Genomic DNA, 26330 nt, shown 5'->3' with positions numbered 1-26330 from the left:
CACTCTGCCACCACACAAGGTGATGGCAGAGTCCCGGACTCAGTGCGCTTCGTCCCAGTTGTTGCCCACGCCCACTTCCACCAGCAACGGTACATCCAGCTGTGCGGCAGCGCTCATGTGTTCGCGAATCTTCTCGCTGACTTGCGCCACCAGGTCTTCACGCACCTCCAGCACCAGTTCATCGTGCACCTGCAGGATCACCTTGGCATCCAGGCCTGACTCAGTCAGCCAGTTGTCCACCCGCACCATGGCCTTCTTGATAATATCCGCCGCCGTACCCTGCATCGGCGCGTTGATCGCGGTACGTTCTGCCGCTGCGCGCTCCTGGGGCTTGTTGGAGTTGATGTCCGGCAAGTACAGGCGACGACCGAAGAACGTCTCGACATAACCTTGATCAGCCGCCTGGGCACGGGTGCGCTCCATGTATTCGCGCACGCCGGGATAACGGGCGAAATACACATCGATATACGCCTTGGCCGTCTTGGTATCGACGCCAATGTCCTTACCGAGCTTCTGCGCGCCCATGCCATAGATCAGGCCGAAGTTGATCGCCTTGGCGCTGCGACGCTGATCCGAAGTGACCTCGCCCAGTTCAACCTTGAACACTTCTGCCGCCGTGGCGGTATGCACGTCCAGGTTGTCGCGGAAGGCGTTCATCAGGCCTTCGTCCTTGGACAGGTGCGCCATGATCCGCAGCTCGATCTGCGAGTAGTCCGCCGCCAACATTTTGTAGCCCTTGGGCGCGACGAACGCCTGGCGAATGCGCCGCCCTTCGGCGGTACGCACCGGGATGTTCTGCAGGTTCGGATCACTGGACGACAAGCGCCCGGTAGCCGCCACCGCCTGGTGATAGGAGGTGTGGATGCGCCCGGTGCGGGGGTTGATCTGCTCCGGCAGGCGATCGGTGTAGGTGCTTTTCAACTTGCTCATGCTGCGGTACTGCATCAGCACCTTGGGCAGTGGGTAGTCATCTTCAGCCAGCTTGGCCAGCACTTCTTCGGCTGTGGAGGCCTGGCCCTTGCCGGTTTTTTTCAGTACCGGCAGGCCGAGTTTCTCGTAAAGGATCGCGCCGAGCTGCTTGGGCGAGCCGAGGTTGAACTCCTCACCGGCGATCTCGAACGCCTGGCGTTCCAGCTCGACCATCTTGTTGCCCAGCTCGATGCTCTGGATGCCCAGCAAATCCTTGTCGACCAGCGCGCCCTGGCGCTCGATACGCGCCAACACCGGCACCAACGGGATTTCAATCTCCGTGAGCACACTCGCCAGGCTCGGGACGGCGGACAGTTGTGCAAACAGCGCCTGGTGCAGGCGCAAGGTGATATCGGCGTCTTCCGCCGCATATGGGCCAGCCTGCTCCAGCGCGATCTGGTCGAATGTCAGCTGCTTGGCGCCTTTGCCGGCGATGTCCTGGAAGGCGACGGTGTCGTAGTCCAGGTACTTCTTGGCCAGGCTGTCCATGTCGTGGCGGGTGGCCGTGGAATTGAGCACATAGGATTCAAGCATGGTGTCGAAGGCGATGCCGCGCACGGTAATGCCATTCGCCGGATCGCCACCAATGGCACAGTTGGCCAGGATGTTCATGTCGAACTTGGCATGCTGGCCGACCTTGAGCTTGCTCGGGTCTTCCAGCAGCGGCTTGAGGGCCAGCAGCACGGTGTCGCGATCCAACTGCTCCGGCGCGCCGATGTAGGAGTGGGTCAGCGGGATGTAGGCCGCTTCATGGGGCTGGACGGCGAAGGAAACGCCGACCAACTGCGCCTGTTGGGCGTCAATACCGGTGGTTTCGGTGTCGAAGGCGATCAACTTCGCGTCATTGAGCTTCTTCAACCAGATGTCGAAGGTCGCGGGGTCGAGAATCGTGGTGTAGCTCGCCTCTGCTGGCGCCACTGCCTCAGCGACTTCCTCAACAGCAGGCGCCGCCTTGAGCTCCACACGCTTGGCGTCACGCTGTATTTCATCAAACCAGCTCTTGAACTCCAGCAGGGTGTACAACTCCAGCAGCTTCTCGCGATCCGGCTCGATCAGGTGCAGGTCATCCAGGCCGACATCCAATGGCACATCGCACTTGATCGTCGCCAACTGGTAGGAAAGAAATGCACTCTCACGATGCTCTTCCAACTTGGCCGGCAGGGTTTTGGCGCCACGGATAGGCAGGGTCGGCACGATATCCAGCTGCTCATAGAGTTCTTTGATGCCGCCGTTCACGCCGACGAGCAAGCCGGAAGCAGTCTTGGGACCAATGCCTGGAACGCCTGGAATGTTGTCGGACGAATCGCCCATCAGCGCCAGGTAGTCGATGATCTGCTCCGGTGCGACGCCGAATTTCTCCTTTACGCCGTCGATATCCATCGCGCTACCGGTCATGGTGTTGACCAAGGTAATGTGCCCGTCGACCAGTTGCGCCATGTCCTTGTCACCGGTCGAGATCACCACCGGGCGGTTGGCAGCCGCACTGCTGCGGGCCAGGGTGCCAATCACGTCATCGGCCTCGACGCCTTCAACGCATAGCAGCGGGAAACCCAGGGCGATCACGCTCTGGTGCAGGGGCTCGATCTGCAGGCGCATGTCATCGGGCATGCTCGGGCGGTTGGCTTTGTATTCGGCGTACATGTCATCGCGAAAGGTCCCACCCTTGGCGTCGAACACCACCGCGAACGGGCTGTTCGGGTACTGCTTGCGCAGGCTTTTGAGCATGTTCAACACGCCCTTGACCGCACCGGTGGGCAGGCCTTTGGAGGTGGTCAGCGGTGGCAGCGCGTGGAAGGCGCGGTACAGATAAGAAGAACCGTCCACCAGGACGAGGGGTGCTTGGCTCATGAGCAGAATCAACCTTTTCGGCGGGTCAGGCGCTAGAATAGCCGGACCAATGACGACAAAGGGACAAGGTTATCATGCGTACATTCAATCGCCTGCTGTTCACCGGCTTGATTGCACTCGCTCCGATGGCTGCCATGGCGGCAGACAGCGCCCCTGGGGGCGATCCGGAAGTAACCATTCGCACGGAAGGCGACAAGACCATCCAGGAGTACCGCCAAAACGGCTTCCTGTATGCGATCAAGGTAACGCCAAAGGGCGCGCCTCCGTACTTCCTGGTGCGCGCCGACGGAACCGATGCGAACTTCATCCGCTCTGACCAGCCGGATATGCTGATCCCGTCATGGAAGATTTTCGAATGGAAATGATTTCTTAACTTAAATTGGCGCCGCGCATTGCGGCGCCCGTACTGGCAGTTTTAACCATGTCTGTGTTCACCCCCCTGGCTCGGCCCGAGCTGGAAACCTTTCTCGCCCCTTACGGCCTCGGCCGCCTGATCGACTTCCAGGGGATTGCCGCCGGTAGTGAAAACACCAATTTCTTTATCAGCCTGGAGCAGGGCGAGTTCGTCCTGACCCTGGTCGAACGTGGCCCGGTCGCGGAAATGCCGTTCTTCATCGAACTGCTCGACGTGCTCCACGACGCCGACCTGCCCGTGCCCTACGCCCTGCGCACCACCGACGGCGTGGCTCTGCGCGAGCTGAAAGGCAAACCCGCACTGCTGCAACCGCGCCTGGCCGGCAAGCACATCAAGGATGCCAACGCGCAGCACTGCGCGCAGGTCGGTGATCTGCTGGGCCATCTGCACCTGGCAACCCAAGGTGAAAAGGTGTTGGAGCGCAAGACCGATCGCGGCCTGGACTGGATGCTCAGCGAAGGCGGGCAGTTGATTTCGCACTTGAACGACGCACAACAACGCCTGCTGCAGAATGCACTGACCGAGATCGCAGCCCACAAGGCTGAGATCCTAGCGCTGCCACGCGCCAACGTGCACGCCGACCTGTTCCGCGACAACGCGATGTTCGAAGGGACGCACCTTACAGGGCTGATCGACTTCTACAACGCCTGCTCCGGTCCGATGCTGTACGACGTGGCAATCGCCCTGAATGACTGGTGTTCGGACGCGGATGGCGTGATCGATGGGCAACGCGCACGGGCATTGCTGGGGGCTTATGCGAGCCTGCGGCCGTTTACCGCCAAGGAAGCCGAGTTGTGGCCAACGATGCTGCGCGTGGCCTGTGTGCGGTTCTGGTTGTCACGCCTGATCGCGGCTGAATCGTTCGCCGGGCAGGACGTGTTGATCCATGACCCGGCGGAGTTCGAGCATCGGTTGGTGCAGCGTCAGCAGGTTACCGTGCACCTGCCCTTTGCACTCTAACCTTTGCAGGAGCCGGCTTGCCGGCTTCTACAAGGACTCCAGGCAACCCGCCAAGTCATTGCCCAACTTCTCCAACACCTGCTCATAACCCTGTGCCGTAGCCGGGGTGTAACCACCCAGCGCATCCAACTCCGCCAGCTTCACCGGCAAACCGGAGACCAGCGTTTCAGCCAGGCGCGGACGCAACGGCGGCTCGCTGAACACGCAGGTCTTGCCCACTTCCTGCAAACGCGTACGCATCGCCGCCACATGCTGGGCGCCGGGTTGTACCTCAGCAGCCACGCTGAACACGCCGGTGTGCTTGAGGCCGTAGGCGTCTTCGAAGTAATCGAAGGCTTCGTGGAAGACGAAGTAAGGTTTGCCATCAATCGGCGCCAGGCGGGCTTTCAGGCGAGCATCCAGGGCATCCAGGCGCTCATTGAAGGCCTTCACGTTGCTCTGGTAACGCGCAGCATTGGCCGGGTCGGCGGCAGCCAGGTCAGCCGCCATGCGCGCCGCAATCACCCGAGCGTTCACCGTCGACAGCCACAGATGCGCATCCAGGCTGCCTGGGCGGTGATCGTGGTCGTGTTCGTCGGCTTCATCGGCGTGTGAGTGGCTATCTTCGGCAAAACGACGCAACTTCATGCCTGGCAGGTCCTGCACGGCCACTGTCGCAGCCGTACGACCTTTCAGCACGCGCGGCAGGAAACTCTCCATATCCGGGCCGATCCAGTACAGCAGGTCCACCGACTGCACGCGCCGTACGTCGGATGGACGCAGCGCATAGTTATGCGGCGACGCACCCGGCGGCAATAACACCTCGGGAACCGCCACACCGTCCTGCACGGCCGCGGCGATCAACTGCAGCGGTTTGATGCTGGTCAGCACCTTGACCTCGGCCTGAGCGGCGCTCGCGACGAACAAACTGGTGACAAATACGACAAAAACGGGAAAAAGTCGGGACACGATGACCACTCAATGGCGTAGGAACGGGTAACATAATAACGTCTCTATCAAATGTCTGTCGCCGCTCATGCCTAAAACACCGCTTGCCAGCCGTCCCCACGACCACTCTCACTGCGTGCATACCGCGCTGTCGGAGGCCGATACCCTGTGCACACAGAAGGGTCTGCGCCTGACCGCCCTGCGTCGTCGCGTACTGGAGTTGGTGTGGCAGAGCCATAAGCCGCTGGGCGCCTACGACATCCTCGGCGTACTCAGTGAGCAGGATGGCCGCCGCGCCGCGCCGCCGACCGTGTATCGCGCGCTGGATTTCCTTCTGGAAAACGGCCTGGTGCACCGCATCGCCTCGCTGAACGCCTTTGTCGGCTGCAGCCACCCGGAACATGCACACCAGGGCCAGTTCCTGATCTGCCGCGAATGCCACGCCGCCATCGAGCTTGAACAAAAAAGCATCAGTGACGCGATCATCAAAAGCTCTGCCGACGTCGGTTTCCGGGTCGAAGGGCAAACGGTCGAAGTGGTCGGCCTGTGCGCGGGCTGCCAGGGGGCTTGATGAGCAACGCGTTAATCCGCCTGGAACAGGTCGGGGTCACGTTCGCCGGGCAAGCCGTGCTGGATAACATCGCTCTAAGCGTGGAGCCTGGGCAAATTGTCACCTTGATCGGCCCCAACGGCGCCGGCAAGACCACCCTGGTGCGCGCCGTACTCGGCCTGCTCAAGCCCGACACCGGCAGTGTGTGGCGCAAGCCCAAGCTGCGTGTCGGCTACATGCCGCAGAAGCTGCACGTGGATCCGACCCTGCCACTGTCCGTGTTGCGCTTCCTGCGCCTGGTGCCGGGCGTGGACCGTGCCCGTGCGCAAGCGGCGCTCAAGGAAGTCGGCGCCGAGCAGGTGATCGACAGCCCGGTACAAAGCATCTCCGGCGGCGAAATGCAGCGCGTGCTGCTGGCCCGTGCCTTGTTGCGCGAGCCGGAACTGTTGGTGCTGGATGAGCCCGTGCAAGGCGTCGACGTCGCCGGTCAGGCCGAGCTGTACAGCCTGATCACCCGCCTGCGCGACCGCCATGGCTGCGGCGTGCTGATGGTGTCCCACGATTTGCACCTGGTGATGAGCACCACCGACCAGGTGGTGTGCCTCAACCGTCACGTGTGCTGCTCCGGCCACCCGGAACAAGTCAGCGGCGACCCGGCCTTCGTCGAGCTGTTCGGCAAGAACGCCCAAAGCCTGGCGATCTACCACCACCATCACGACCACGCCCATGACCTGCATGGCGCCGTGGTCGACGATCCCGCCACACCTCATACCCACGTTCATGGAGATAGCTGCAAGCATGGCTGATTTTCTGCTCTACGCCCTGCTGGCAGGCTTGGCTTTGGCGTTGGTGGCGGGCCCACTGGGTTCGTTCGTGGTCTGGCGGCGCATGGCCTATTTTGGCGACACGTTGTCGCATGCCGCGCTCTTGGGCGTGGCCATGGGTTTCTTGCTGGATGTCAGCCCGACCATCGCTGTCACCGTCGGCTGTCTGTTACTGGCGGTGCTGCTGGTGACCCTGCAACAGCGCCAGCCGCTGGCCTCCGACACCTTGCTGGGCATCCTGGCGCCCAGCACGCTGTCCCTGGGCCTGGTGGTGCTGAGCTTCATGCACGAAGTGCGCATCGACCTGATGGCCTACCTCTTTGGCGACCTGCTGGCAATCAGCACCACCGACCTGGCCTGGATTCTCGGCGGCAGCGCAGCCGTGCTGGTCTTGCTGGTGGCTCTATGGCGCCCGTTGCTGGCAATCACCGTGCATGAAGAACTGGCAACGGTAGAAGGTTTGCCTGTACCAAGCCTGCGCATGGCCCTGATGTTGTTGATCGCCGTGGTGATTGCTGTCGCGATGAAGATTGTCGGCGTATTGTTGATCACGTCGCTGCTGATCATTCCCGCAGCCGCCGCCCAGCGCCATGCCCGTTCGCCGGAGCAGATGGCCATCGGCGCAAGTTTGCTGGGGATGCTTGCGGTGTGCGGGGGCCTGGCGCTGTCCTGGTTCAAGGACACGCCGGCCGGGCCATCGATTGTGGTCACGGCCGCCGCCCTGTTTCTGCTGAGTTTTGTCCTGCCCCGTCGAGGGGTGTAGACTTGCTCGCTTTTTGCGCAAATAGAGAGTCGCAGGAATGAAGCCGTTCACCTCCCGTTATCTGCTCCTTGCCGCATTTTCCTTGCTGCTGGGCGCCTGTCAAAGCACACCGCCCGCCGCCCCCGAGGCCCCGGACGCACGCGCTGCGGCCATCGCGCAGCTGGAACAAAACCTGGCCAGCAGCGAGTTGGCCACCGCCGAAGACCAGTTGGCGGCACTGCAAGCCCAGTCGCCCAACGATCCGGCGCTGGAAAACTATCAGCGCCAATTGGCAGAAGCCTACCTGCAGCGCAGCCAGATCGTGTTGCAAAAGGGTGACGTCAACGCCGCTGCCACCGCCCTGAGCCGCGCCCGCGCCCTGATGCCCAAGGCGCCCGCACTGACCGGCGGCGTCAACAGCGCCATTACCCACGCCCGCAAGGCCGAGCTGGATAAAGCCGAAGCCGCCCTGAAAGCCGCCGAAGCCAAGCCCGCCGCCAAGGTCATCGACCCGGCGGCGCCCAGTACCACGGTGGCGCTGAACCTCACTGATATTGAAGAACTGCGCCATCAGCTGGATGCGATCGCCACCGACGTGGTGAATTACCAGTGCGATGTGACCATCCAGGCGCCGCGCACCCAGGATTACCCGTGGCTGGCCACGTTGCTGACCAAACGGGTGAAGCGAATTGATTCGGGGTATGACCTGAAGATTCACCGGCAGATCTTGAAACACATTCCGGCGCAGGTTGTGCTGATTCCGCGCAAGGCGGAATAAAGCCGTTCGCGAGCAAGTCGAATCGTCGCACCGCCGCTCCCACATTTGGAACGCATTCCAAATGTGGGAGCGGCGGTGCGACGATTCGACTTGCTCGCGAAGGCGATTTAAAAAACAACCTACGACTTAAGCCGGAATCGCCTTGGCCTTCGGCTCCCGATCCCATACCCGATGCTGCGCGATCGCCGCGAAGAACGCCTTAAATGCCTTGGCATCCCCACCCACAATCAAACCTGCATCCGCCTCCAGCTTGAGCACGTCCAGCAATTGCTTGGCCTCACCGGCCAACGTAATTGCCTTCAGGTGTTTGTAGGCTTCCAACAGGTAATGCAGTGCAACACCGTCACCACTCAGCGCTTTCACAGATTCCGCGCCGCCCGGTACGAATACCGCATCAAACGCAATCGACGGCATGCCTTCCATGGACGCATCCACAGGCAGAGATTTGCCATCCGCCGTGGTGACCGGTGCCGAGGTTGGCCCCAGCAACTTGGCATGCGCGCCTTCTGCTGCGAGCGCTTTTTTCATCGCGTCGATGGCAGCCCCGTCAACTCCATTAGCTGCCAGGATCGCCACCTTGCGGGTCTTGATATCACCCGACAGCAGGTTCACCTGGCTCAACGCCGGGGACTCTTTAACCGATGTCTCACGTGCCGCTACCGTGCCTTTGGTCGGCGCCGGCAGACCCAGGTTCTGCGCAACGCGCTTGGCCAGCTCCAGGTCGATATTGGCGAGGATTTCATTCACCTGACGCGCACGAATATGCTCGCGCTCGACCTTGCCCAATTCAAAGCTGTAGGCGGCGATGATGTGCTCTTTCTCATGGTGGCTCATGCTGTTGAAAAACAGCGTGGCCTGAGAGAAATGGTCGCCGAACGATTCACTGCGCTCACGCACCTTGTTCGCATCGACACGCTCGTAGTAGGTCTCGAAACCGCCGTCGGTCGGGCCGGCAGGCGTTTCTTTCGGCCAACCGCCGTCGATGGAGTTAGGCTCGTAAGCAGCGCGGCCTTTATCAATCACCGTGCGATGCAGGGCATCGCGCTGACCGTTATGGTTTGGCGCAACCGGACGGTTGATCGGGATCTCATGGAAGTTCGGACCACCGAGGCGGCTGATCTGGGTGTCCGTGTAGGAAAACAGACGGCCTTGCAACAACGGGTCGTTGGTAAAGTCGATACCCGGCACGATATGGCCAGGGCAGAAGGCGACCTGCTCGACTTCAGCGAAGAAGTTATCCGGGTTGCGATTCAGCACCATCCGGCCCAGCGGCGTGATCGGCACCAGTTCTTCGGGAATGATCTTGGTCGGGTCGAGCAAGTCGAAGTCGAACTTATGCTCGTCTTCTTCTGCAACGATCTGCACACCCAGTTCCCACTCAGGGTAATCGCCCGTCTCAATCGACTCCCATAGGTCGCGGCGGTGGTAGTCGGTGTCTTTACCGGCCAGCTTCTGCGCTTCGTCCCACACCAGCGAGCAGGTGCCCACTTTTGGACGCCAGTGGAATTTCACGAAGCTGGACTTGTCCTCGGTATTGATCAGGCGAAACGTATGCACGCCAAAGCCCTGCATGGCACGCAGGCTTTTGGGAATGGCGCGGTCGGACATTGCCCACACCACCATGTGCGCCGACTCCGGCACCAGCGAAACAAAATCCCAGAACGTATCGTGGGCCGAACCGCCAGTAGGAATCTCGTTGTGGGGCTCAGGTTTCACGGCGTGAACAAAGTCGGGAAACTTGATCGCATCCTGAATGAAGAACACTGGCATGTTGTTGCCAACCAGGTCGAAGTTGCCTTCGTCGGTGAAGAATTTCACTGCGAAACCGCGTACATCGCGCACCGTATCGCCTGAACCGCGAGGGCCCTGCACGGTAGATAAGCGCGTGAATACCGGGGTTTTCTGCCCGGGATTGCGCAGAAAACCGGCTTTGGTGAGCGCGGAGTGGTCTGCATAGGTTTCAAAAAAGCCATGAGCACCCGTGCCTCGAGCATGCACGATGCGCTCCGGGATGCGTTCATGGTCAAAGTGCGTGATTTTTTCACGCATGATGAAGTCTTCCAGCAGCGATGGGCCACGGGAACCGACTTTCAATGTGTTCTGGTTGTCGGAAATCTTCACGCCTTGGTTGGTACGCAGGGCCTGGCCGGTCGCATCGGAACGGAATGTCTCCAGGGCCTGCAGCTTGGCGTTGGTGTTGCCACGGTCCAAGGTATCGGTGCCCGCGAGTTCACTCTTCGGCGGGGTGGCTGGCTTCTTGGTACTCATCAGACAAAACTCCTTATTCAAAGTGGCCAGAGCGATCCCCGGCTAGCTTGAGCAAAACCCCAGGCACGGCACCTGAGAAATCGAGTTGCTTAAGTAGTGACTGACGAGGTTTTGGGCCGTTCCTTTTTTATGACCTTTGGTCTCGTTATTGCCAAATCGCTGGATGAATGCGAAATAAATGCTAAGAAACGCTATACGGACAGGCTAAAATGCGCGCCCGGCTAACCGCTGATCCCTTTTCCATGCGCCCCACAAGGTTCGCTACGTGATCGAGTTTCAAAATGTCCATAAAACCTACCGCGTCGCCGGTAGGGATATTCCCGCGCTGCACCCCACCAGCCTGACCGTCGAGAACGGCCAGGTGTTTGGTCTGATCGGTCATTCCGGCGCGGGCAAAAGTACACTGCTGCGCCTGATCAACCGCCTCGAAGAACCGAGTGGCGGCCAGATCACGGTGGACGGCGAAGAAGTCACCGCCCTGGACGCCAACGGCCTGCGCCGTTTCCGCCAGCAGGTCGGGATGATCTTTCAGCACTTCAACCTGCTGGCGTCCAAGACCGTCGCCGACAACGTGGCACTGCCACTGACCCTGGCCGGCGAATTGTCGCGCAAGGACATCGACCTGCGCGTCGCGGAGTTGCTGGCGCGCGTGGGCCTGTCGGACCACGCCAAGAAATACCCGGCGCAATTGTCCGGTGGCCAGAAACAACGCGTCGGCATCGCCCGCGCCCTGGCGACCAAGCCGAAGATCCTGCTGTGCGACGAAGCCACAAGCGCCCTCGACCCGCAGACCACTGCCTCGGTGCTGCAACTGCTGGCCGAGATCAACCGCGAGTTGAAGCTGACCATCGTGTTGATCACCCATGAAATGGACGTGATCCGCCGCGTCTGCGACCAGGTGGCCGTAATGGACGCGGGCGTGATTGTCGAGCAAGGCTCGGTGGCCGATGTGTTCCTGCATCCCAAGCACCCGACCACCAAGCGCTTCGTGCAAGAGTCCGAGCAGGTCGACGAAAACGAGCAACGCGACGACTTCGCCCATGTCCCAGGCCGCATCGTGCGCCTGACATTCCAGGGCGAAGCGACCTACGCGCCATTGCTGGGCACCGTCGCCCGCGAAACGGGTGTGGACTACAGCATCCTCGCCGGTCGTATCGACCGCATCAAAGACATCCCTTACGGGCAATTGACCCTCGCCGTCACCGGTGGCGACATGGAAGCCGCGTTTGCGCGCTTCACCGCCGCTGACGTCCACATGGAGATCCTGCGCTAATGGACGTCCTGTTGAGTTTCTTCGCCAATATCGACTGGTCGGAAATCTGGCTCGCCACCGGCGACACCATGACCATGTTGTTCGGCTCGCTGTTCTTCACCGTGGTGCTCGGCCTGCCGCTGGGCGTGCTGTTGTTCCTGACCAGCCCGCGCCAACTGTTCGAACAGAAAGGCCTGTACGCGCTGCTGTCGCTGATCGTGAACATCCTGCGCTCGCTACCATTCATTATTCTGTTGATCGTGATGATCCCGTTCACCGTCCTGATCACCGGCACTTCGCTGGGCGTGGCGGGTGCGATTCCGCCGCTGGTCGTGGGGGCAACGCCGTTCTTCGCGCGACTGGTGGAAACCGCCCTGCGTGAAGTGGACCGCGGCATCATCGAGGCCACCCAGTCCATGGGCGCCAGCACGCGCCAGATCATTACCAACGCCTTGCTGCCCGAAGCCCGTCCTGGCATTTTCGCGGCGATTACGGTGACGGCGATTACACTGGTGTCCTACACGGCGATGGCCGGTGTGGTCGGTGCCGGTGGCTTGGGTGACCTGGCGATCCGTTTCGGTTACCAGCGTTTCCAGACCGATGTGATGGTGGTCACCGTGGTGATGCTGTTGATCCTGGTACAAATTCTGCAAACCGTCGGCGACAAGCTGGTGGTGCACTTTTCTCGAAAATAACGGCCATTGCCGGCCGTACGCCGGTACATGCCCGAACAAGGAGCTTGTTGGATGAAAAAACTACTGGTTGCTTTCGCCGCCGTTGCGGCGTTTTCCGCCCACGCCGAGACCATCACGGTCGCTGCTTCGCCGGTGCCTCATGCGGAAATCCTGGAATTCGTGAAACCTGCCCTCGCCAAAGAAGGCGTAGACCTGCAGGTCAAAGTCTTCACCGACTACGTGCAGCCGAACGTACAAGTCGCTGAAAAGCGCTTGGACGCCAACTTCTTCCAGCACCAGCCGTACCTGGATGAGTTCAACAAGGCCAAGGGCACTCACCTGGTGAGCGTTGGCGCTGTGCACCTGGAACCTCTGGGCGCCTACTCCAGCAAGTACAAGAAGCTGGACGAGCTGCCAAGCGGCGCCAACGTGGTCATCCCGAACGATGCCACCAACGGCGGCCGCGCCCTGTTGCTGCTGGCCAAGAACGGCTTGATCACCCTGAAGGACCCGACCAACATCCTGTCGACCATCAAGGACATCACCGCCAACCCTAAAGGCCTGAAATTCCGCGAACTGGAAGCCGCGACCCTGCCGCGCGTGCTGACCCAGGTCGACCTGGCGCTGATCAACACCAACTACGCGCTGGAAGCCAAGCTGGACCCGTCCAAGGATGCGCTGGTCATCGAAGGCAGCGACTCGCCTTACGTGAACATCCTGGTGACCCGCGAAGACAACAAAGACTCGGACGCCGTGAAGAAGCTGGTTGCAGCCCTGCACACGCCTGAAGTGAAGAAGTTCATCGAAGAGAAGTACAAAGGCGCGATCAAGCCGGCGTTCTGATCCACCGCTGAAACAACAAAACCCCCATCCGACCCGGTCGAATGGGGGTTTTGTTTATGGGCGCTGTAACAATGCAGGCAACTGCGCCACCAGCTTCTGGTTGTTCAACGGCGCACGGATGAACCCTCTCTGAGTCCCATCCGGCCCGATCAGCGCCAGGTTGCCACTGTGGTCGACGGTGTAGTTGGGTTTGCTGGTATCGGCCGGAATGAACGGAATGCTCACCGCATTCGACACCTTCTGCACCTCCTCGACATTCGCTCCGGTCAACCCGACAAACTGCGGATCGAAGTAACCCAGGTACTGCTTGAGCTGAGTCGGCGTGTCGCGATGCGGATCGACGCTGACCAGGATCACCTGCAACTTGTCCACAACCTCCTTGGGCAATTCGCTCTTGATCTGGCGCAGCTGGGCGAGGGTGGTCGGGCAGATGTCCGGGCAGAAGGTGTAGCCGAAGAACAACAGGCTCCACTTGCCTTTCAATTCGTTGACCACCACCGGCTGGCCTTCCTGATTGGTCATGGTCACCGGCGGCAACTGACGGCTTTGCGGCAACAGGATGATACCGGCGTCGATCAAGGCGGTGGGATCGCCCTGGCCTTTGCCCGAGAGCACTTTGTTGACGGTCAGGCCCATGATCAATGCCACCAGGGCCACCAGGATGAAGACAGTTTTTTGAGTTCGAGTCATAGGTTCAACAGTAGGTAGTGGTCGAGGAGCAGCGCGATAAACAGCAGCAGCAAGTACCAGATAGAGTACTTGAAGGTGTTGATCGCCGCGTGCGGCCGACCGCCACGGTACAACACCCAGGCCCATTGCAGAAAGCGCCCGCCCAATACCAGTGCACACGCCAGGTACAGCAGGCCGCTCATGTGGATCACATAGGGCATCAGGCTCACCGCCAGCAGGGCGAAGGTGTAGAGCAGGATATGCACCTTGGTGTAATGCTCGCCGTGGGTCACCGGCAACATCGGGATATCGGCCTTGGCGTATTCCTCCTTGCGGTGAATGGCCAGGGCCCAGAAGTGCGGCGGGGTCCAGGCGAAGATGATCAGCACCAGCAACAGGGGTTCAGCGCTGACATGCCCGGTGACGGCCACCCACCCCAACAGCGGCGGCGCCGCGCCAGCCAGGCCGCCGATGACGATATTCTGCGGCGTCGCTCGCTTGAGAAAACCGGTATAGATCACGGCGTAGCCGAGCAGCGAAGCCAAGGTCAGCCAGGCCGCCAGCGGGTTGGTGAACGCCAGCAGCAGCGCCAATCCCGCAACAGCCAGAAACAATGCGAAGGCCAACGCCGCCAGCGGCGACACACGCCCCTCCGCCAGCGGCCGCTTGTGGGTGCGAGCCATTACGGCGTCGATCCGCCGGTCCACCACATGGTTCACCGCCGCCGCGCCGCCCGCACACAGGGCAATCCCCAGGTTGCCGAACACCAGCACCGTCCATGGCACGCCCGCGCGGGTCGCCAGGAACATCCCCACCAATGAGGTGATAAGCATCAACACCACCACTTTCGGCTTGGTCAGCTCCAGGTAGTCACGCCAGATGGCTTGGCTGTGACGCGTGCCGATCAAGGTCGCCATGGCATCTCTCCTTTAAGGGTGATGAGGCCCGATACGTGTTTGCGTGGGATAAAGCGCCAGCCGAACGGCAGCTGGTTGCGCACCCGGACCAGACTGGTTCGGGCGTGATAATTGACGAGCACCAGCGTCAGCAACAAGGCCGCGCCGCCAGCGTTGTGCCCGACCGCCACCGGCAGCGGCAAGTGGAAATACACATTGCTCAGGCCCAGACAGATTTGCGCCGCTAGGGCGATCAGCAGCAAGCCGGCCAAGCGCGTCATGCCCACTGCACGCAGTTGCCAGGCCAGGCCCAGCAGCACCAGGCTGACGATGACGGCGCCAATGCGGTGGGTCAGGTGGATGGCAGTGCGCGCCTCGCTGTCCAGTTGTCCACCCAAGTAATTGGGCCCGATGTGCTGGGTCAGATGAAAGCCATTGGCGAAATCTGCCGCCGGCCACCATTCGCCGTGGCACGTCGGCAGATCGATACAGGCCACCGCCGCGTAGTTGGAACTGACCCAGCCCCCCAGCGCGATCTGGCCGATCACCAGCACCACGCCCGCCGTCGCCCAATATTGCAGGCGCTTGGGCACGATCAGCGCGGGCAACACGCCGGACAAGCGCAAGGTCAGCAGAAACAGCAGGCTCAAGGTCGCAAAGCCGCCCAATAAATGGCCCGTCACCACCTGCGGCCATAACTTCAATGTCACCGTCCACATGCCAAACGCCGCCTGGGCGAAGACCACCGCCAGCAGGAACAGCGGCAGCTTGACCGGCTGGCCTGGATCGCGCCGATGGCTCCACGAACGCGCAGCCAGCAACACGATCAGCAAGCCCAGGGTGCCGGCGAAATAGCGATGGGTCATCTCGGCCCAGCCCTTGTCGGCCTCCACCGGCGTATCGGGGAAATGCAGCTCGGCATGAGCCAACTGGGCTTCGGTCTTGGGCACGCTGATGAAGCCGTAGCAGCCCGGCCAATCCGGGCAACCCAGGCCGGCGTGGGTCAGGCGCGTATAGGCGCCGAGCAGCACGACGATCAGCGCCAGCAAGGTGGCAAACAACGCGAGGCGAAATCCAGGTTTGGCCATGACGATGCCCTTATCCGATGTTCGACAGTTTCAGCAGGTGGCGCAGGTCGTTGAGCAAATCCTTGCCCTTGACCTTGGCGTCGTAGCGCAACACCAGGTTGCCGTGGGGATCGACGATCCACAGTTGCGCATCACCCGGCGCGGCGGCGTCTTTGCTGAAGGTCGGCAGGTCCAGCGGGTAGCGTTGCAGCTGCGGGTATTCAATTTTCAGCTTGGCCTCGTACTCCGCGCTCACCGGCTGCGCGCTGGCCAAGGCATGGCTGGCGCGGGAGGCATCACGACCCAGGCTGATTTGCAGTTGGCGTGCGAGGTACACCAGCTGTTGGCAATCCGCTGCACAGGCGCTGGGCGCGGTCACCAGCAGCTGCCAGCGCTGCTCGTCGGCCTGTACGCCAATATCGGCGCGGGTCTGGCCATTGCCGATCATCTCGCCGTGGTAGCTGCGGCTTTCCGGCACCCAAAACTGCAGCTTGTACATAAAGGTGGCCAGCGCCATCGGGCCGATCACCATCATCAGGATGAGGATCAACTGCCAACGGCCTTTGCGCCGGTCCGGTGCTTCAGACATGTTGAGTGGATTCGTGGCCGCTCCCATGGGGCTTCTCCTTTTTGTTATGCCATCCGAGGTAGAGATAAAGCGCCAGCAACGCCAGCGACATGGCGAACCACTGCACGGCATACGCCAAATGTTTTTCCGGGCCCATGGCAACGATCGGCCAGGTGGTTTCGTAGGTGCCGGGGCCGGCTTCGGCCCGCAACTCATAGGCGAAACCGTTGCGACCCAACTCGGCCCAGAGCGCGGCAGGGTGCAAGGCCGTCAGCAGGCGCGGCCATTGCGCGGTCGCGGGGTCCGGGTGCAACTGGAAGGTTTCGCCGGGGGCGATGTACACCCAGGCATCAAGGTTCACCGGCTGATCGGGCGTAGTGAACACAGGCGGCGTGCGCCGATCCGGCCAGGGCAGCCAACCGCGATTGAGCAACAGCCACAGGCCACTGGCCTGGTCGTGAAAGGGTTGCAGCAGCTCTACGCCGGCCTTGCCGTCGCGCATGCGGTTATCGAGGAATACGCTGTGTTCGGCGTCAAATTGGCCGCGCAAACGAACGCGGCGGAAGGCTGGGTCCGCCGTGTCGTTGAGTTGCATACTGCTGATCGGGTCAGCCGTGCGCCGCTCGGCGTAGCTGTCCACGAGCAGCTGTTTTTCATGGCCGCGAGACAACTGCCAGAACCCCAGGCCCACCATCAACGGCAGCAGCACCAACACTACCAATGTCGGTGCGATTCCCGGCCGAAAGCATTTTATGGCGCTGGCTATACTTGTTTTCATTGCCCGCCCATCCCGTTGGAGCCCGACCATGCTCAAAGCCGCTATTGCCCTGATGCTGATCGCGACCGTCGTGAGCCTGTTCAGTGGCTTGTTCTTCCTGGTCAAGGACGAGGGCAACTCCAATCGCCTCGTCACTGCCTTGACCGTGCGTGTCGTACTGGCCGTGATCACCGTGGCACTGATCGCCTGGGGCTTTTTCAGCGGCCAACTGGTGTCTCATGCACCGTGGTAGGGAGCGTCACAGCACATAGACGAAGAAAAACAGGCCGATCCACACCACATCCACAAAGTGCCAATACCAACTGGCCGCTTCGAAACCGAACTGGTGCTCGGCGTTGAAATGCCCCTTGAGGATGCGCATCAGCATCACGAACAGAATGATCGTGCCGATGGTGACGTGGGCACCATGGAACCCAGTGAGCATGAAGAACGTCGCGCCATACACCCCTGAGCCCAAAGTCAGGCCCAGTTCTTTATAGGCGTGGATGTATTCCTCGGCCTGAAATCCCAGGAACGCCAGACCCAGCAGCACGGTAATCGCCAGCCAGAGTTTCAGCGCACCACGATGGCCTTTACGCAGCGCGTGGTGGGCGATGGTGATGGTCACGCTGGAACTCACCAGCAGAATGGTGTTCACCAGCGGCAGGCCCCACGGGCTGATAGTGCCTTCCGGTGCCGGGTACATTTTCGGGTCGGGGTTATTCAGCAACGGCCAGGCAAACTCGAAGTTCGGCCATAACATGTGCGCTACGCCCTTTGAACCTTCACCCGCCAGCCAGGGCGCCGACATGTGGCGCACGTAAAACAGCGCACCGAAGAAGGCGATAAAGAACATCACCTCGGAAAAGATGAACCAGGTCATGCCCCAGCGGAACGAGCGGTCCATCTGCGAACTGTACAAACCGGCGCGGCTTTCCTTGATCACCGCGCCGAACCAGCCGAACAGCATGTAGGCCAGTAACAGCCCACCGACGAAAAAGATCCACGGGCCGTTGGATTCCGCCCGCGCGGCCTTGAGGTCGTTGAACCACAGACCCAGCCCGTACACCGTGATCAACAGGCCAAACGTGGCAATTATTGGCCATTTGCTTTGCGCTGGTACGTAGTACGTATCATGAGACGACATGTATTCGCTCTCCTGATTGAGGGGGCAAACAGTAGCTAGCCGCCGCTGTGGGCAGCCACCGGCGGTTGGCGCGCAGTGATATCAAACAGCGTGTACGCCAGGGTCAGATGCTTCACATCCTTGGGCATGTCGCGGTCGACAATGAAACGCACCGGCATCTCGATGCGCTGGCCCGGTTGCAACACTTGCTGGGTGAAGCAAAAGCACTCGGTCTTGTGGAAGTACATCGCCGCTTCGGCCGGGGAAATACTGGGCACGGCCTGGGCCGTCATCGGCTTGTCGGTGGGGTTGTGGGCCACAAATAGCATCTCGGTCACCGCCCCCGGATTGACCACCACTTCGTCAGCCTTGGCGTAAAAATCCCAGACCATGTCGATGGCGTTGGTGGACAAAAACTGCACACGCACCTGACGCGTTGGGTCCACCACCTGCGAGCCCTCGTACTGCCCGGCCGTCTTGCCGTTGATGCCGAACGCCTTGCACATCACGTCGTAGATCGGCACCAGTGCAAAGCCGAAGGCGAACATCGCCACCACCAGGATCAGCAGGCGGGTGACCAGGCGCTTGGTGGGCACGGACTCAGCCATGGCAGCCTCCCGTCATCCTGTTCATTTGACCTCCGGCGGGGTGGTGAAGGTGTGGTACGGCGCAGGCGAGGGGACGCTCCACTCCAGGCCTTCGGCGCCGTCCCAAGGCTTGGCCGGTGCGGGTGTACCGCCACGGATGCACTTGATCACAATGAACAGGAAGAAGATCTGCGTGGCGCCGAACATGAACGCGCCAATCGACGAGACCATATTGAAGTCGGCGAACTGCAGGTTGTAGTCCGGCACCCGGCGCGGCATGCCCGCCAGCCCAACGAAGTGCATCGGGAAAAACGCCATGTTCATGCCCACGAAAGACAGCCAGAAGTGCAGCTTGCCCAGGGTTTCGTCGTACATGTGGCCGGTCCATTTCGGCAACCAGTAGTAGGCTGAGGCGAAGATGCCGAAGATCGCGCCTGGCACCAGTACGTAATGGAAATGCGCCACCACGAAATAGGTGTCGTGGTACTGGAAGTCCGCCGGGGCAATCGCCAGCATCAGCCCGGAGAACCCGCCGATGGTGAACAGGATCACAAAGGCCACCGCAAACAGCATCGGCGTCTCGAACGTCAGCGAGCCTTGCCACATGGTGCTGACCCAGTTGAACACCTTCACCCCCGTGGGCACGGCGATCAGCAGCGTCGCGTACATGAAGAACAACTCGCCCACCAGCGGGATGCCCACCACGAACATGTGGTGCGCCCACACGATAAACGACAGGAAGGCGATGCTCGCCGTGGCGTAGACCATCGAGGTGTAGCCGAACAGCGGCTTGCGCGAGAAGGTCGGAATGATCGAGCTGACGGCGCCGAAGGCCGGCAGGATCATGATGTACACCTCAGGGTGGCCGAAGAACCAGAACACGTGCTGGAACAATACCGGGTCACCGCCGCCGGCCGCACTGAAGAAGCTGGTGCCGAAGTGGATATCCATCAGCATCATGGTCACGCAGCCCGCCAGCACCGGCATCACCGCGATCAGCAGGAACGCGGTGATCAGCCAGGTCCAGACGAACAGCGGCATTTTCATCAAGGTCATGCCCGGCGCACGCAGGTTGAGGATGGTGGCGACCACGTTGATCGCGCCCATGATCGAACTGATGCCCATCAGGTGGATCGCGAAGATAAAGAACGTCACGCTTTCCGGCGCGTAGGTAGTGGAGAGCGGCGCGTAGAAGGTCCAGCCGAAGTTCGGCCCTCCGCCGGGCGTAAACAGCGTTGAAACCAGCAGCAGGAACGCCGCCGGCAACAACCAGAAACTGAAGTTGTTCATGCGCGGCAGGGCCATGTCGGGCGCGCCAATCATCAACGGGATCATCCAGTTGGCCAGGCCGACGAATGCCGGCATCACCGCGCCGAACACCATGATCAGCCCGTGCATAGTGGTCATCTGGTTGAAGAACGCCGGCTGCACGATCTGCAGGCCGGGCTGGAACAGCTCGGCGCGGATCACCATGGCGAACGAGCCGCCAAGCAGGAACATGGCAAAGGCGAACCATAGGTACATGGTGCCGATGTCTTTGTGGTTGGTGGTCAGCACCCAGCGCATCAACCCCTTGGCGGGGCCGTGGGCATGGCCGGCGTGACCATGGTCATCGATCACAGCGCTCATGGCCGTTCTCCTGCAAGCGGGTGGGCGGGGCGGGTCGGGGTAAACGCCTTGAGAGAGGTCATTTGCTTTCCGCCTGCTTGATGGCCAGCACGTCTTTAGGCGTGACCATGTCGCCTTTGTTGTTGCCCCAGGCATTGCGCTCGTAGGTCACTACGGCGGCGATGTCCACTTCCGAGAGTTGCTTACCGAAGGCCGCCATCGCGGTGCCAGGCTTGCCGTGGTAGACAATGCTCAGGTGGTCAGCCGCCGGGCCGGTCGCAATCTTGGAGCCCTTGAGCGCCGGGAACATCGGCGGCAGGCCCTGGCCTTCGGCCTGGTGACAGGCCACGCAGGTGGTGTGGTAGACCTTGTCGCCACGAGCCACCAGCTCTTCCAGCGTCCACTCTTTGGAGGTCAGCTCCTTGAGCTTGGCCGCCTCTTCCTTGCGCTCGCCGAGCCAGGTCTCGTAGTCGGCCTTGGACTTGACCTCGACCACGATGGGCATGAAGCCGTGGTCCTTGCCGCACAGTTCGGCGCACTGGCCACGGTAGATGCCGGGTTTCTCGACGCGGGTCCAGGCCTCGTTGACGAACCCGGGAATGGCGTCGCGCTTGACCGCAAAGGCCGGCACCCACCAGGAGTGGATCACGTCGGCGGCCGTCACCAGAAAGCGCACCTTGGCACCCACCGGCAGCACCAGCGGCTGGTCGACTTCCAATAGGTAGTGCTCGCCCTTGGTGGCCTGGTTATGGATCTGTTCGGCGGGCGTAGCCAGGTTGCTGAAGAACTCCACGTCCTGGCCCAGGTATTTGTAATGCCACTTCCACTGGTAGCCAGTGACCTGGATATCGATATCCGACTCACTGCTGTCGTAGATATTGATCAGGGTCTTGGTGGCCGGAATGGCCATCGCGATCAGGATCAGCAAGGGCACGACGGTCCAGAGGATTTCCACGGTGGTGCTCTCGTGGAACTTGGCCGCGACCTGGCCCGTGGACCGGCGATGAACGATCATCGACCAGAACATCGCGCCAAACACGATGATGCCGATCACCACACAGATCCAGAAAATGGTCATGTGCAGGTCGAACACAGCGTGACTGACTTCTGTCGCCCCTGGCGCCATATTCGTTGTCCAGGCGGCATGTGCCTGGCCGAATACTGACCACAACAGGAGGCCCATCCAAACGTGTGGATGTCGCATCATTGCGGGTTCCCCTTATCGTTCTTGTTATCCCGCCGGTTTGCACCTGCGTCGAAGGGAGCGGCTTCCATACTGCTTACAACCGCCTTGCCTTGCCTGCTTATGCAGTCTGGCGTCATCAGCTAATCGCGTACAAATCCGAGTATAGACAGGCTCTGCAACCCCGCAATGTGTAGGGGCAAATGAGTAGAAATGGGTGGTCAGGGCTAATAAAACCGGGGGCGGAATCGTTTATCCGACGAACGATGGCAATTCGATATAACGCGGGCGCATAACCATGAAATAATTATGACAAATGCGTCTTAGGCGCTCGTATAAACGAGCTACCTTATCCTCTCCCTTTTCCTACGCCTGCATCACTGGAGCTTTCATGAACACCGCCGCATTGCGCGAGCAGATTTCCCGTGCCCATCAACACGAAGCCAGCACGGGCCAGCTTGCCCAGCAACTGGAAAAACAATTGCCGCACCTGCATTCGGCCATTTCCCTGGCAGACGGTGATCGCAACATCGTCATGACCCGCTTTGTCAGCGCCTACATCGACCTCGTCCCGGATTTGCTGGACGCCGCCAACGACGTGGCCCGCGAAGCCGGAATCGAAAGCCAGATCAAGCCGGTGCTAAAGATTGCCGAGCATTTCTTCCTGCAACCGCCCGCGATCCTGGCCGGCCACGAAGGGCTCGACGGCCTGCTGGACGAGGCCTACCTGGCGCATCGATTGGTTGAAGAGGTAAATGATCTGTATATCAAGCACTTTGGCCAGCCGTTGATTCCGGCAGATACCACGGTGGCCAATGTCATCGCCCACCAACTGATTGGCGAAACCTTCGCCAATCAGTTGGATGAAGCGGTGCACCACGCGGTGGATGAAATGCTCAACGAAGACAGCTTTGCGCTGGAGTCGGTGGAGGCTTACCGCGAGACGCTCAAAAGCCCGGACACGGAAGCGGCGTGGAAGCGCTGGCCGTGCCTGTCGCGGCAGTTGGGGGTTGAGTTGGCGTTGGATCAGCCGGCCTAAATCTCGAGGCGGGTGAAGAACAAATGTGGGAGCGGGCTTGCTCGCGAAAGCGGTGGATCAGTCAATTTTTCAGTGACTGGCACTCCGCATTCGCGAGCAAGCCCGCTCCCACATTGTTATTGGGTGGTCAGACGGCTGCGGAACCTATCCCCGTCGTCATCCTGACCCGACCTTCCAGCCTTCGCTTCAACCCACGCGCCTCGATCACCAGCGTCGAGCCCTTGGCCGCATTGGCCCGACCCCATTCCTCCAGCAGCTCCAAGCAGGAATGGTCGATGTAACTCAGGTTGCTCAATGGCACATGCAGGGTAGTCCCCGCAGGCACGGTGGACAGCACCTGGGTCAGCGCCGGCACTTTCAAGAAGGTCGCCGCGCCCGTCAGACGCAACTCCATTTCGCCTTCCTGGGGCAAATCGATCAGGCTCACTTTCAGGCGTGACGCCTTGAACGCCAACTTGACCAACGTCAACCCGAAGCCCACCAGCACGCCGGTCAGCAGGTCGGTAAAGATGATCGCCAACGCCGTGGCCGCATAGGTAAACATCGGCATCCGTCCATAGCGCCCCAGCGCCTTGAACGCCTTGATGTCCACCAGCTTGATCCCGGTGTACACCAACACACCCGCCAGGCTCGCCACCGGAATGCTTTGCAGCACACTCGACAGCAACAGCACGAACGCCAGCAGCCACAGGCCGTGGAACATAGCCGACAGACGGGTGGTCGCACCGGCCTGCACGTTGGCCGAGCTGCGCACGATTACACCGGTCATCGGCAAGGCACCGACCAGACCACAGAGCATGTTGCCTACGCCTTGGGCGGACAATTCCTTATCGAAATCAGAGCGCTGACCACTGTGCATGCGGTCCACCGCCGCAGCGGAAAGCAGGGTTTCAGCACTCGCGATAAACGCTACGGCAAAAGCGGCGATCAGCAGTTGCGGATCGGCCAGGTTCAGCAAGTCACTGGGGCGCAGCCAGTCGATAGCGTCGGCGAGGTTTTCCGGGACTTCCACGCGCTTGACCTGCAGCGCCAGTACCAGGCTGACCACAGTGGTCAGGCCCACACCCAACAAGGCGCCCGGCACAAAGCGCAGGCGCTGCGGGCGCAATTTGTCCCAGGCGTACATCACCAGCATGGTCGACAACCCTAGCAATCCCGCCTGCCACCCCAGGCCGCCGCCCAGGGTTGGGATCGCCTCGGCCAACGCCGCCGGGAACCCCGCCAGGTTATCCAGCCCGGAAGGCTTGGGCGCGCCGTCGAGCATCACGTGAATCTGGGACAGCACAATCAGCACGCCAATCCCCGCCAGCATGCCGTACACCACCGCCGGTGCCGTGACGCGGAACCAGCAGCCCAGGCGCAAACGCCCGGCCACCAATTGCAGGAAGCCCGCCAACAACAGGATCGGCCCCAGCATCAGCATGCCGTGCTGACGCACCAGCTCGAACACCAACACCGCCAGGCCAGCCGCAGGGCCACTGACCTGCAGCGGCGAGCCTGCCAGCCAACCCACCACCAGGCCACCGATGATCCCGGTGATCAGACCTTTTGCCGGCGGCATGCCAGAGGCAATCGCGATCCCCATGCACAGGGGCAGGGCGACCAGAAACACAACCACCGAGGCGAGCAGCTCCCGTGGCAATACAGCTTTCAATTGAGCAGCACGCATGATGACTCTCCCGAGGCATTCGCCGGGCGCGGCAAAGCCTGGCTGCGTCCATGGCAGCCACCGCTTTACCCGGCAGGGAAGTGTTTTAGAAGCGCGCTTTAGGCGTCGCGGAAGGAATCGGCCCGTCGCCGCTCAACGAGCGGAACGCTGACTGGTCCGCATCGTAGGCCCGGATTTCACTGGTCTCGATGTTGTAGATCCAACCATGGATAAACAAATGACCATTGGCCATCCGCGAAGCCACGGAAGGGTGGGTGCGCAAATGTTGCAGTTGGGCGATGACGTTTTCTTCGGTCAGCACCTTCATGCTCTCGCCTTCGTTGGCGCAGTCACAGTTGTCTTCAACCATGGACTTGGCAACTTCGGCATGCCGCAACCAGGCCCTGACTGTTGGCATCTTCTCCAGGCTGGCGGGGTTGAGTACCGCACGCATGGCGCCGCAATCGGAGTGCCCGCAGACGATGATGTGCTGCACGCCCAGGGCCAGCACCGCGTACTCGATGGCCGTGGACACACCGCCGTTCATCTGGCCGTAAGGCGGCACCACGTTACCGACGTTACGTGTCACAAACAGGTCGCCAGGCGAACTCTGGGTGATCAGCTCGGGCACGATGCGCGAGTCGGCGCACGTGATGAACATCGCCCGTGGGCTCTGGGCCGTGGCGAGTTTCTTGAACAGTTCTTCCTGCTGGGGGAAGACGTCGTGATGGAAATGCAAAAAGCCGTCAACGATATGCTTAAGCGCTGCATCGGCGGTTTCCGCCACCTGAGGGGCTGAAGCCGACGCAGCCAACGGCTGTTTATCCTGGTCACTCATGATTCATCCTCTTGATTAATGCAGGGGAGCTTTCAGGTCAGTTCGACGCCGGGTCAGGAGAACAGTTGCAAACGCCTCAAAACCGGGCCGCCGACTCATCAGTCACTCGCTGAACAAGGTAACCGTCGAAACTTAACTCAAACTGAATGAACCGCTCTAGATCGCGGGTTTCAGTGATGTCAAAGTGAGACCATTCCTACAAGAAAGGCAAACCTTTCCTCTTCAGTCTACAACAAAGCCATCTGCCTGCCCGGTGGGCAAAAGGCCGTGCAGTCCAGATTAAAACCTTCCCGTCGATCGAGCCCCAGGCGCTTGATCGCCTTGCTGAAGCGCTGGGCCAGCAAATCGGCAAACGGCCCTTCACCGCGCATGCGTACGCCAAAACGGCTGTCATACACCTCACCGCCACGCACCTGGCGCACCAGACTCATCACATGGGCCGCCCGTTGCGGGTAATGCGCCGCCAGCCACTCCTCGAACAGCGGCGCCACCTCCAGCGGCAGGCGCAACATCATGTACGCCGCGCTTTGCGCGCCAGCGGCATGGGCCTCGGTCAGCAGGCTCTCCAATTCGCTGTCGTTGATCATCGGGATCATCGGCGAACACAGCACACCCACCGGAATCCCCGCCTCACGCATCACCCGAATCGCCCGTAACCGCGCCTTGGGCGCCGCCGTGCGCGGCTCCAGGATGCGCTTGAGTTCCTCGTCCAGGCTGGTGAGGCTGATCATTACCGCCACCAATCGCTGGCGCGCCAACTCGGTGAGCAGGTCCAGGTCGCGCAAAATCAGCGAGCCCTTGGTGATGATGGTCACCGGATGCCGATAACGCAGCAGCACTTCGAGGGTTTGCCGGGTAATCCTGTACTCACGCTCGATCGGCTGGTACGGGTCGGTATTGGAACCCAGGTTGATCGGCGCACACACATAACCCGGCTTCGAAAGCTGCTGCTCCAGCACGTCCGCGGCATTGGTCTTGGCGATCAGTTTGGTTTCGAAATCCAACCCCGGCGACATGTCCCAATAGGCATGACTGGGCCGCGCATAGCAGTAGATGCAGCCGTGCTCGCAGCCACGATAGGGGTTGATGGAACGATCGAACGGCAAGTCCGGCGAGTTATTGCGGGTGATGATGCTCTTGGCCGTCTCGATACGCACTTCGGTGCCCTGGGTCGGTGGCACTTCCTGAAACCAGCCATCGTCCTCGGCCACGCTCACCGTAGGCGCAAAGCGGTTATGCAGGTTGGTGGCAGTGCCCCTACCACGGGGCGGCAGCGGAGTAGACATGAAAGCGC

At 61.0% G+C, this 26330-nt stretch carries 26 protein-coding genes; 11 read left to right on the top strand and 15 right to left on the bottom strand.

The window, feature by feature from the left end; all coding sequences use genetic code 11:
• Nucleotides 1–39: 39 nt before the first annotated feature.
• A complete protein-coding gene (gene polA, locus ACP7EW_RS18640; protein ID WP_426218804.1) occupies nt 40–2817 on the bottom strand; it encodes a DNA polymerase I in 2778 nt (925 codons plus the stop codon).
• Between the two features lie 74 nt (nt 2818–2891).
• Between polA and ACP7EW_RS18635 the strand changes: the two genes are divergently transcribed.
• Together ACP7EW_RS18635 and ACP7EW_RS18630 are read left to right on the top strand one after the other, a co-directional pair.
• Nucleotides 2892–3182: a DUF2782 domain-containing protein gene (locus ACP7EW_RS18635; RefSeq protein WP_038851128.1), complete on the top strand. Its 291-nt coding sequence runs from the start codon at nt 2892–2894 to the stop codon at nt 3180–3182.
• A 56-nt stretch (nt 3183–3238) separates the two neighbouring features.
• The gene (locus tag ACP7EW_RS18630) at nt 3239–4192 is read left to right on the top strand and encodes a homoserine kinase (protein WP_426218802.1); all 954 of its coding nucleotides are present in this window, start codon (nt 3239–3241) and stop codon (nt 4190–4192) included.
• Between the two features lie 27 nt (nt 4193–4219).
• On the opposite strand, the gene znuA is transcribed toward ACP7EW_RS18630, so the two are convergent.
• On the bottom strand, nt 4220–5149 hold the full coding sequence (znuA, locus tag ACP7EW_RS18625; RefSeq protein ID WP_177112238.1) for a zinc ABC transporter substrate-binding protein ZnuA: 930 nt from the start codon (nt 5147–5149) through the stop codon (nt 4220–4222).
• A 58-nt stretch (nt 5150–5207) separates the two neighbouring features.
• Between znuA and ACP7EW_RS18620 the strand changes: the two genes are divergently transcribed.
• From ACP7EW_RS18620 to ACP7EW_RS18605, 4 genes are read left to right on the top strand one after another with little or no spacing between them, the layout of a single operon-like run.
• Entirely contained in the window at nt 5208–5690 is a 483-nt protein-coding gene (locus tag ACP7EW_RS18620) for a Fur family transcriptional regulator (RefSeq protein WP_028618648.1), read from the top strand.
• Nucleotides 5690–6475 carry a zinc ABC transporter ATP-binding protein ZnuC gene (gene znuC / locus ACP7EW_RS18615; protein WP_028618647.1) on the top strand — a complete coding sequence of 262 codons (786 nt, stop codon included), beginning with the start codon at nt 5690–5692 and terminating at the stop codon, nt 6473–6475. The genes ACP7EW_RS18620 and znuC overlap by 1 nt, the downstream gene beginning before the upstream one ends.
• Nucleotides 6468–7256 carry a zinc ABC transporter permease subunit ZnuB gene (znuB, locus tag ACP7EW_RS18610; RefSeq protein WP_010207821.1) on the top strand — a complete coding sequence of 263 codons (789 nt, stop codon included), beginning with the start codon at nt 6468–6470 and terminating at the stop codon, nt 7254–7256. The genes znuC and znuB overlap by 8 nt, the downstream gene beginning before the upstream one ends.
• 37 nt (nt 7257–7293) lie before the next feature.
• Nucleotides 7294–8013 carry a PA5502 family lipoprotein gene (locus tag ACP7EW_RS18605; protein WP_016978783.1) on the top strand — a complete coding sequence of 240 codons (720 nt, stop codon included), beginning with the start codon at nt 7294–7296 and terminating at the stop codon, nt 8011–8013.
• 126 nt (nt 8014–8139) lie between these two features.
• Here ACP7EW_RS18605 and katE read toward each other — a convergent pair whose 3' ends face one another.
• On the bottom strand, nt 8140–10281 hold the full coding sequence (katE, locus tag ACP7EW_RS18600) for a catalase HPII (protein ID WP_426218797.1): 2142 nt from the start codon (nt 10279–10281) through the stop codon (nt 8140–8142).
• A gap of 265 nt (nt 10282–10546) precedes the next feature.
• Here katE and ACP7EW_RS18595 point away from each other — a divergent pair, with 265 nt between their 5' ends.
• From ACP7EW_RS18595 to ACP7EW_RS18585, 3 genes are read left to right on the top strand one after another with little or no spacing between them, the layout of a single operon-like run.
• On the top strand, nt 10547–11554 hold the full coding sequence (locus ACP7EW_RS18595; RefSeq protein ID WP_016978781.1) for a methionine ABC transporter ATP-binding protein: 1008 nt from the start codon (nt 10547–10549) through the stop codon (nt 11552–11554).
• On the top strand, nt 11554–12228 hold the full coding sequence (locus ACP7EW_RS18590; protein WP_010207814.1) for a methionine ABC transporter permease: 675 nt from the start codon (nt 11554–11556) through the stop codon (nt 12226–12228). Before ACP7EW_RS18595 ends, ACP7EW_RS18590 begins: the two co-directional genes overlap by 1 nt.
• Before the next feature lie 51 nt (nt 12229–12279).
• The gene (locus ACP7EW_RS18585) at nt 12280–13050 is read left to right on the top strand and encodes a MetQ/NlpA family ABC transporter substrate-binding protein (RefSeq protein ID WP_269132412.1); all 771 of its coding nucleotides are present in this window, start codon (nt 12280–12282) and stop codon (nt 13048–13050) included.
• A gap of 54 nt (nt 13051–13104) precedes the next feature.
• On the opposite strand, the gene ACP7EW_RS18580 is transcribed toward ACP7EW_RS18585, so the two are convergent.
• The 5 genes from ACP7EW_RS18580 to ACP7EW_RS18560 are packed head-to-tail and all read right to left on the bottom strand — an operon-like array spanning nt 13105 to nt 17028.
• Complete coding sequence (locus ACP7EW_RS18580; protein ID WP_033899222.1) at nt 13105–13740, bottom strand: SCO family protein; 636 nt, start codon at nt 13738–13740, stop codon at nt 13105–13107.
• Nucleotides 13737–14636 carry a heme o synthase gene (gene cyoE / locus ACP7EW_RS18575; protein ID WP_426218794.1) on the bottom strand — a complete coding sequence of 300 codons (900 nt, stop codon included), beginning with the start codon at nt 14634–14636 and terminating at the stop codon, nt 13737–13739. The genes ACP7EW_RS18580 and cyoE overlap by 4 nt, the downstream gene beginning before the upstream one ends.
• The gene (locus tag ACP7EW_RS18570) at nt 14624–15703 is read right to left on the bottom strand and encodes a COX15/CtaA family protein (protein ID WP_426218792.1); all 1080 of its coding nucleotides are present in this window, start codon (nt 15701–15703) and stop codon (nt 14624–14626) included. The genes cyoE and ACP7EW_RS18570 overlap by 13 nt, the downstream gene beginning before the upstream one ends.
• 10 nt (nt 15704–15713) lie before the next feature.
• Nucleotides 15714–16298 carry a hypothetical protein gene (locus tag ACP7EW_RS18565; RefSeq protein ID WP_426218790.1) on the bottom strand — a complete coding sequence of 195 codons (585 nt, stop codon included), beginning with the start codon at nt 16296–16298 and terminating at the stop codon, nt 15714–15716.
• Complete coding sequence (locus tag ACP7EW_RS18560) at nt 16264–17028, bottom strand: SURF1 family protein (RefSeq protein WP_426218788.1); 765 nt, start codon at nt 17026–17028, stop codon at nt 16264–16266. Before ACP7EW_RS18560 ends, ACP7EW_RS18565 begins: the two co-directional genes overlap by 35 nt.
• 28 nt (nt 17029–17056) lie before the next feature.
• On the opposite strand from ACP7EW_RS18560, the gene ACP7EW_RS18555 reads away from it, so the two are divergent.
• Complete coding sequence (locus tag ACP7EW_RS18555; protein WP_016978774.1) at nt 17057–17260, top strand: twin transmembrane helix small protein; 204 nt, start codon at nt 17057–17059, stop codon at nt 17258–17260.
• Between the two features lie 6 nt (nt 17261–17266).
• Here the strand turns inward: ACP7EW_RS18555 and ACP7EW_RS18550 are convergent, their stop codons facing one another.
• Genes ACP7EW_RS18550 through coxB form a run of 4 tightly spaced genes read right to left on the bottom strand, consistent with a single transcriptional unit; the run spans nt 17267 to nt 21535 of the window.
• Complete coding sequence (locus ACP7EW_RS18550; protein ID WP_426218786.1) at nt 17267–18154, bottom strand: cytochrome c oxidase subunit 3; 888 nt, start codon at nt 18152–18154, stop codon at nt 17267–17269.
• A gap of 35 nt (nt 18155–18189) precedes the next feature.
• Nucleotides 18190–18741, bottom strand: coding sequence for a cytochrome c oxidase assembly protein (locus ACP7EW_RS18545; protein ID WP_038851106.1), 552 nt, complete (start codon nt 18739–18741; stop codon nt 18190–18192).
• A 21-nt stretch (nt 18742–18762) separates the two neighbouring features.
• On the bottom strand, nt 18763–20349 hold the full coding sequence (gene ctaD, locus ACP7EW_RS18540; protein ID WP_426218784.1) for a cytochrome c oxidase subunit I: 1587 nt from the start codon (nt 20347–20349) through the stop codon (nt 18763–18765).
• Nucleotides 20350–20407: 58 nt separating this feature from the next.
• The gene (gene coxB / locus ACP7EW_RS18535; RefSeq protein WP_033899206.1) at nt 20408–21535 is read right to left on the bottom strand and encodes a cytochrome c oxidase subunit II; all 1128 of its coding nucleotides are present in this window, start codon (nt 21533–21535) and stop codon (nt 20408–20410) included.
• Between the two features lie 367 nt (nt 21536–21902).
• Here coxB and ACP7EW_RS18530 point away from each other — a divergent pair, with 367 nt between their 5' ends.
• A complete protein-coding gene (locus ACP7EW_RS18530) occupies nt 21903–22550 on the top strand; it encodes a hypothetical protein (RefSeq protein ID WP_269132404.1) in 648 nt (215 codons plus the stop codon).
• A gap of 127 nt (nt 22551–22677) precedes the next feature.
• On the opposite strand, the gene ACP7EW_RS18525 is transcribed toward ACP7EW_RS18530, so the two are convergent.
• From ACP7EW_RS18525 to ACP7EW_RS18515, 3 genes are all read right to left on the bottom strand, one after another.
• On the bottom strand, nt 22678–24219 hold the full coding sequence (locus ACP7EW_RS18525; RefSeq protein ID WP_426218782.1) for a SulP family inorganic anion transporter: 1542 nt from the start codon (nt 24217–24219) through the stop codon (nt 22678–22680).
• Between the two features lie 85 nt (nt 24220–24304).
• Complete coding sequence (locus tag ACP7EW_RS18520; RefSeq protein WP_033899200.1) at nt 24305–25036, bottom strand: carbonic anhydrase; 732 nt, start codon at nt 25034–25036, stop codon at nt 24305–24307.
• A 227-nt stretch (nt 25037–25263) separates the two neighbouring features.
• Nucleotides 25264–26322: a PA0069 family radical SAM protein gene (locus ACP7EW_RS18515; protein WP_426218780.1), complete on the bottom strand. Its 1059-nt coding sequence runs from the start codon at nt 26320–26322 to the stop codon at nt 25264–25266.
• Between the last annotated feature and the right edge of the window lie 8 nt (nt 26323–26330).

It is taken from the genome of Pseudomonas sp. DWRC2-2 (genome assembly GCF_049897885.1).
GTDB classification, from domain to species: Bacteria; Pseudomonadota; Gammaproteobacteria; order Pseudomonadales; family Pseudomonadaceae; genus Aquipseudomonas; species Aquipseudomonas azotoformans_A.
Note: the sequence above shows the minus strand (reverse complement) of the source record. Positions and strands in the feature narration are given on the sequence as shown.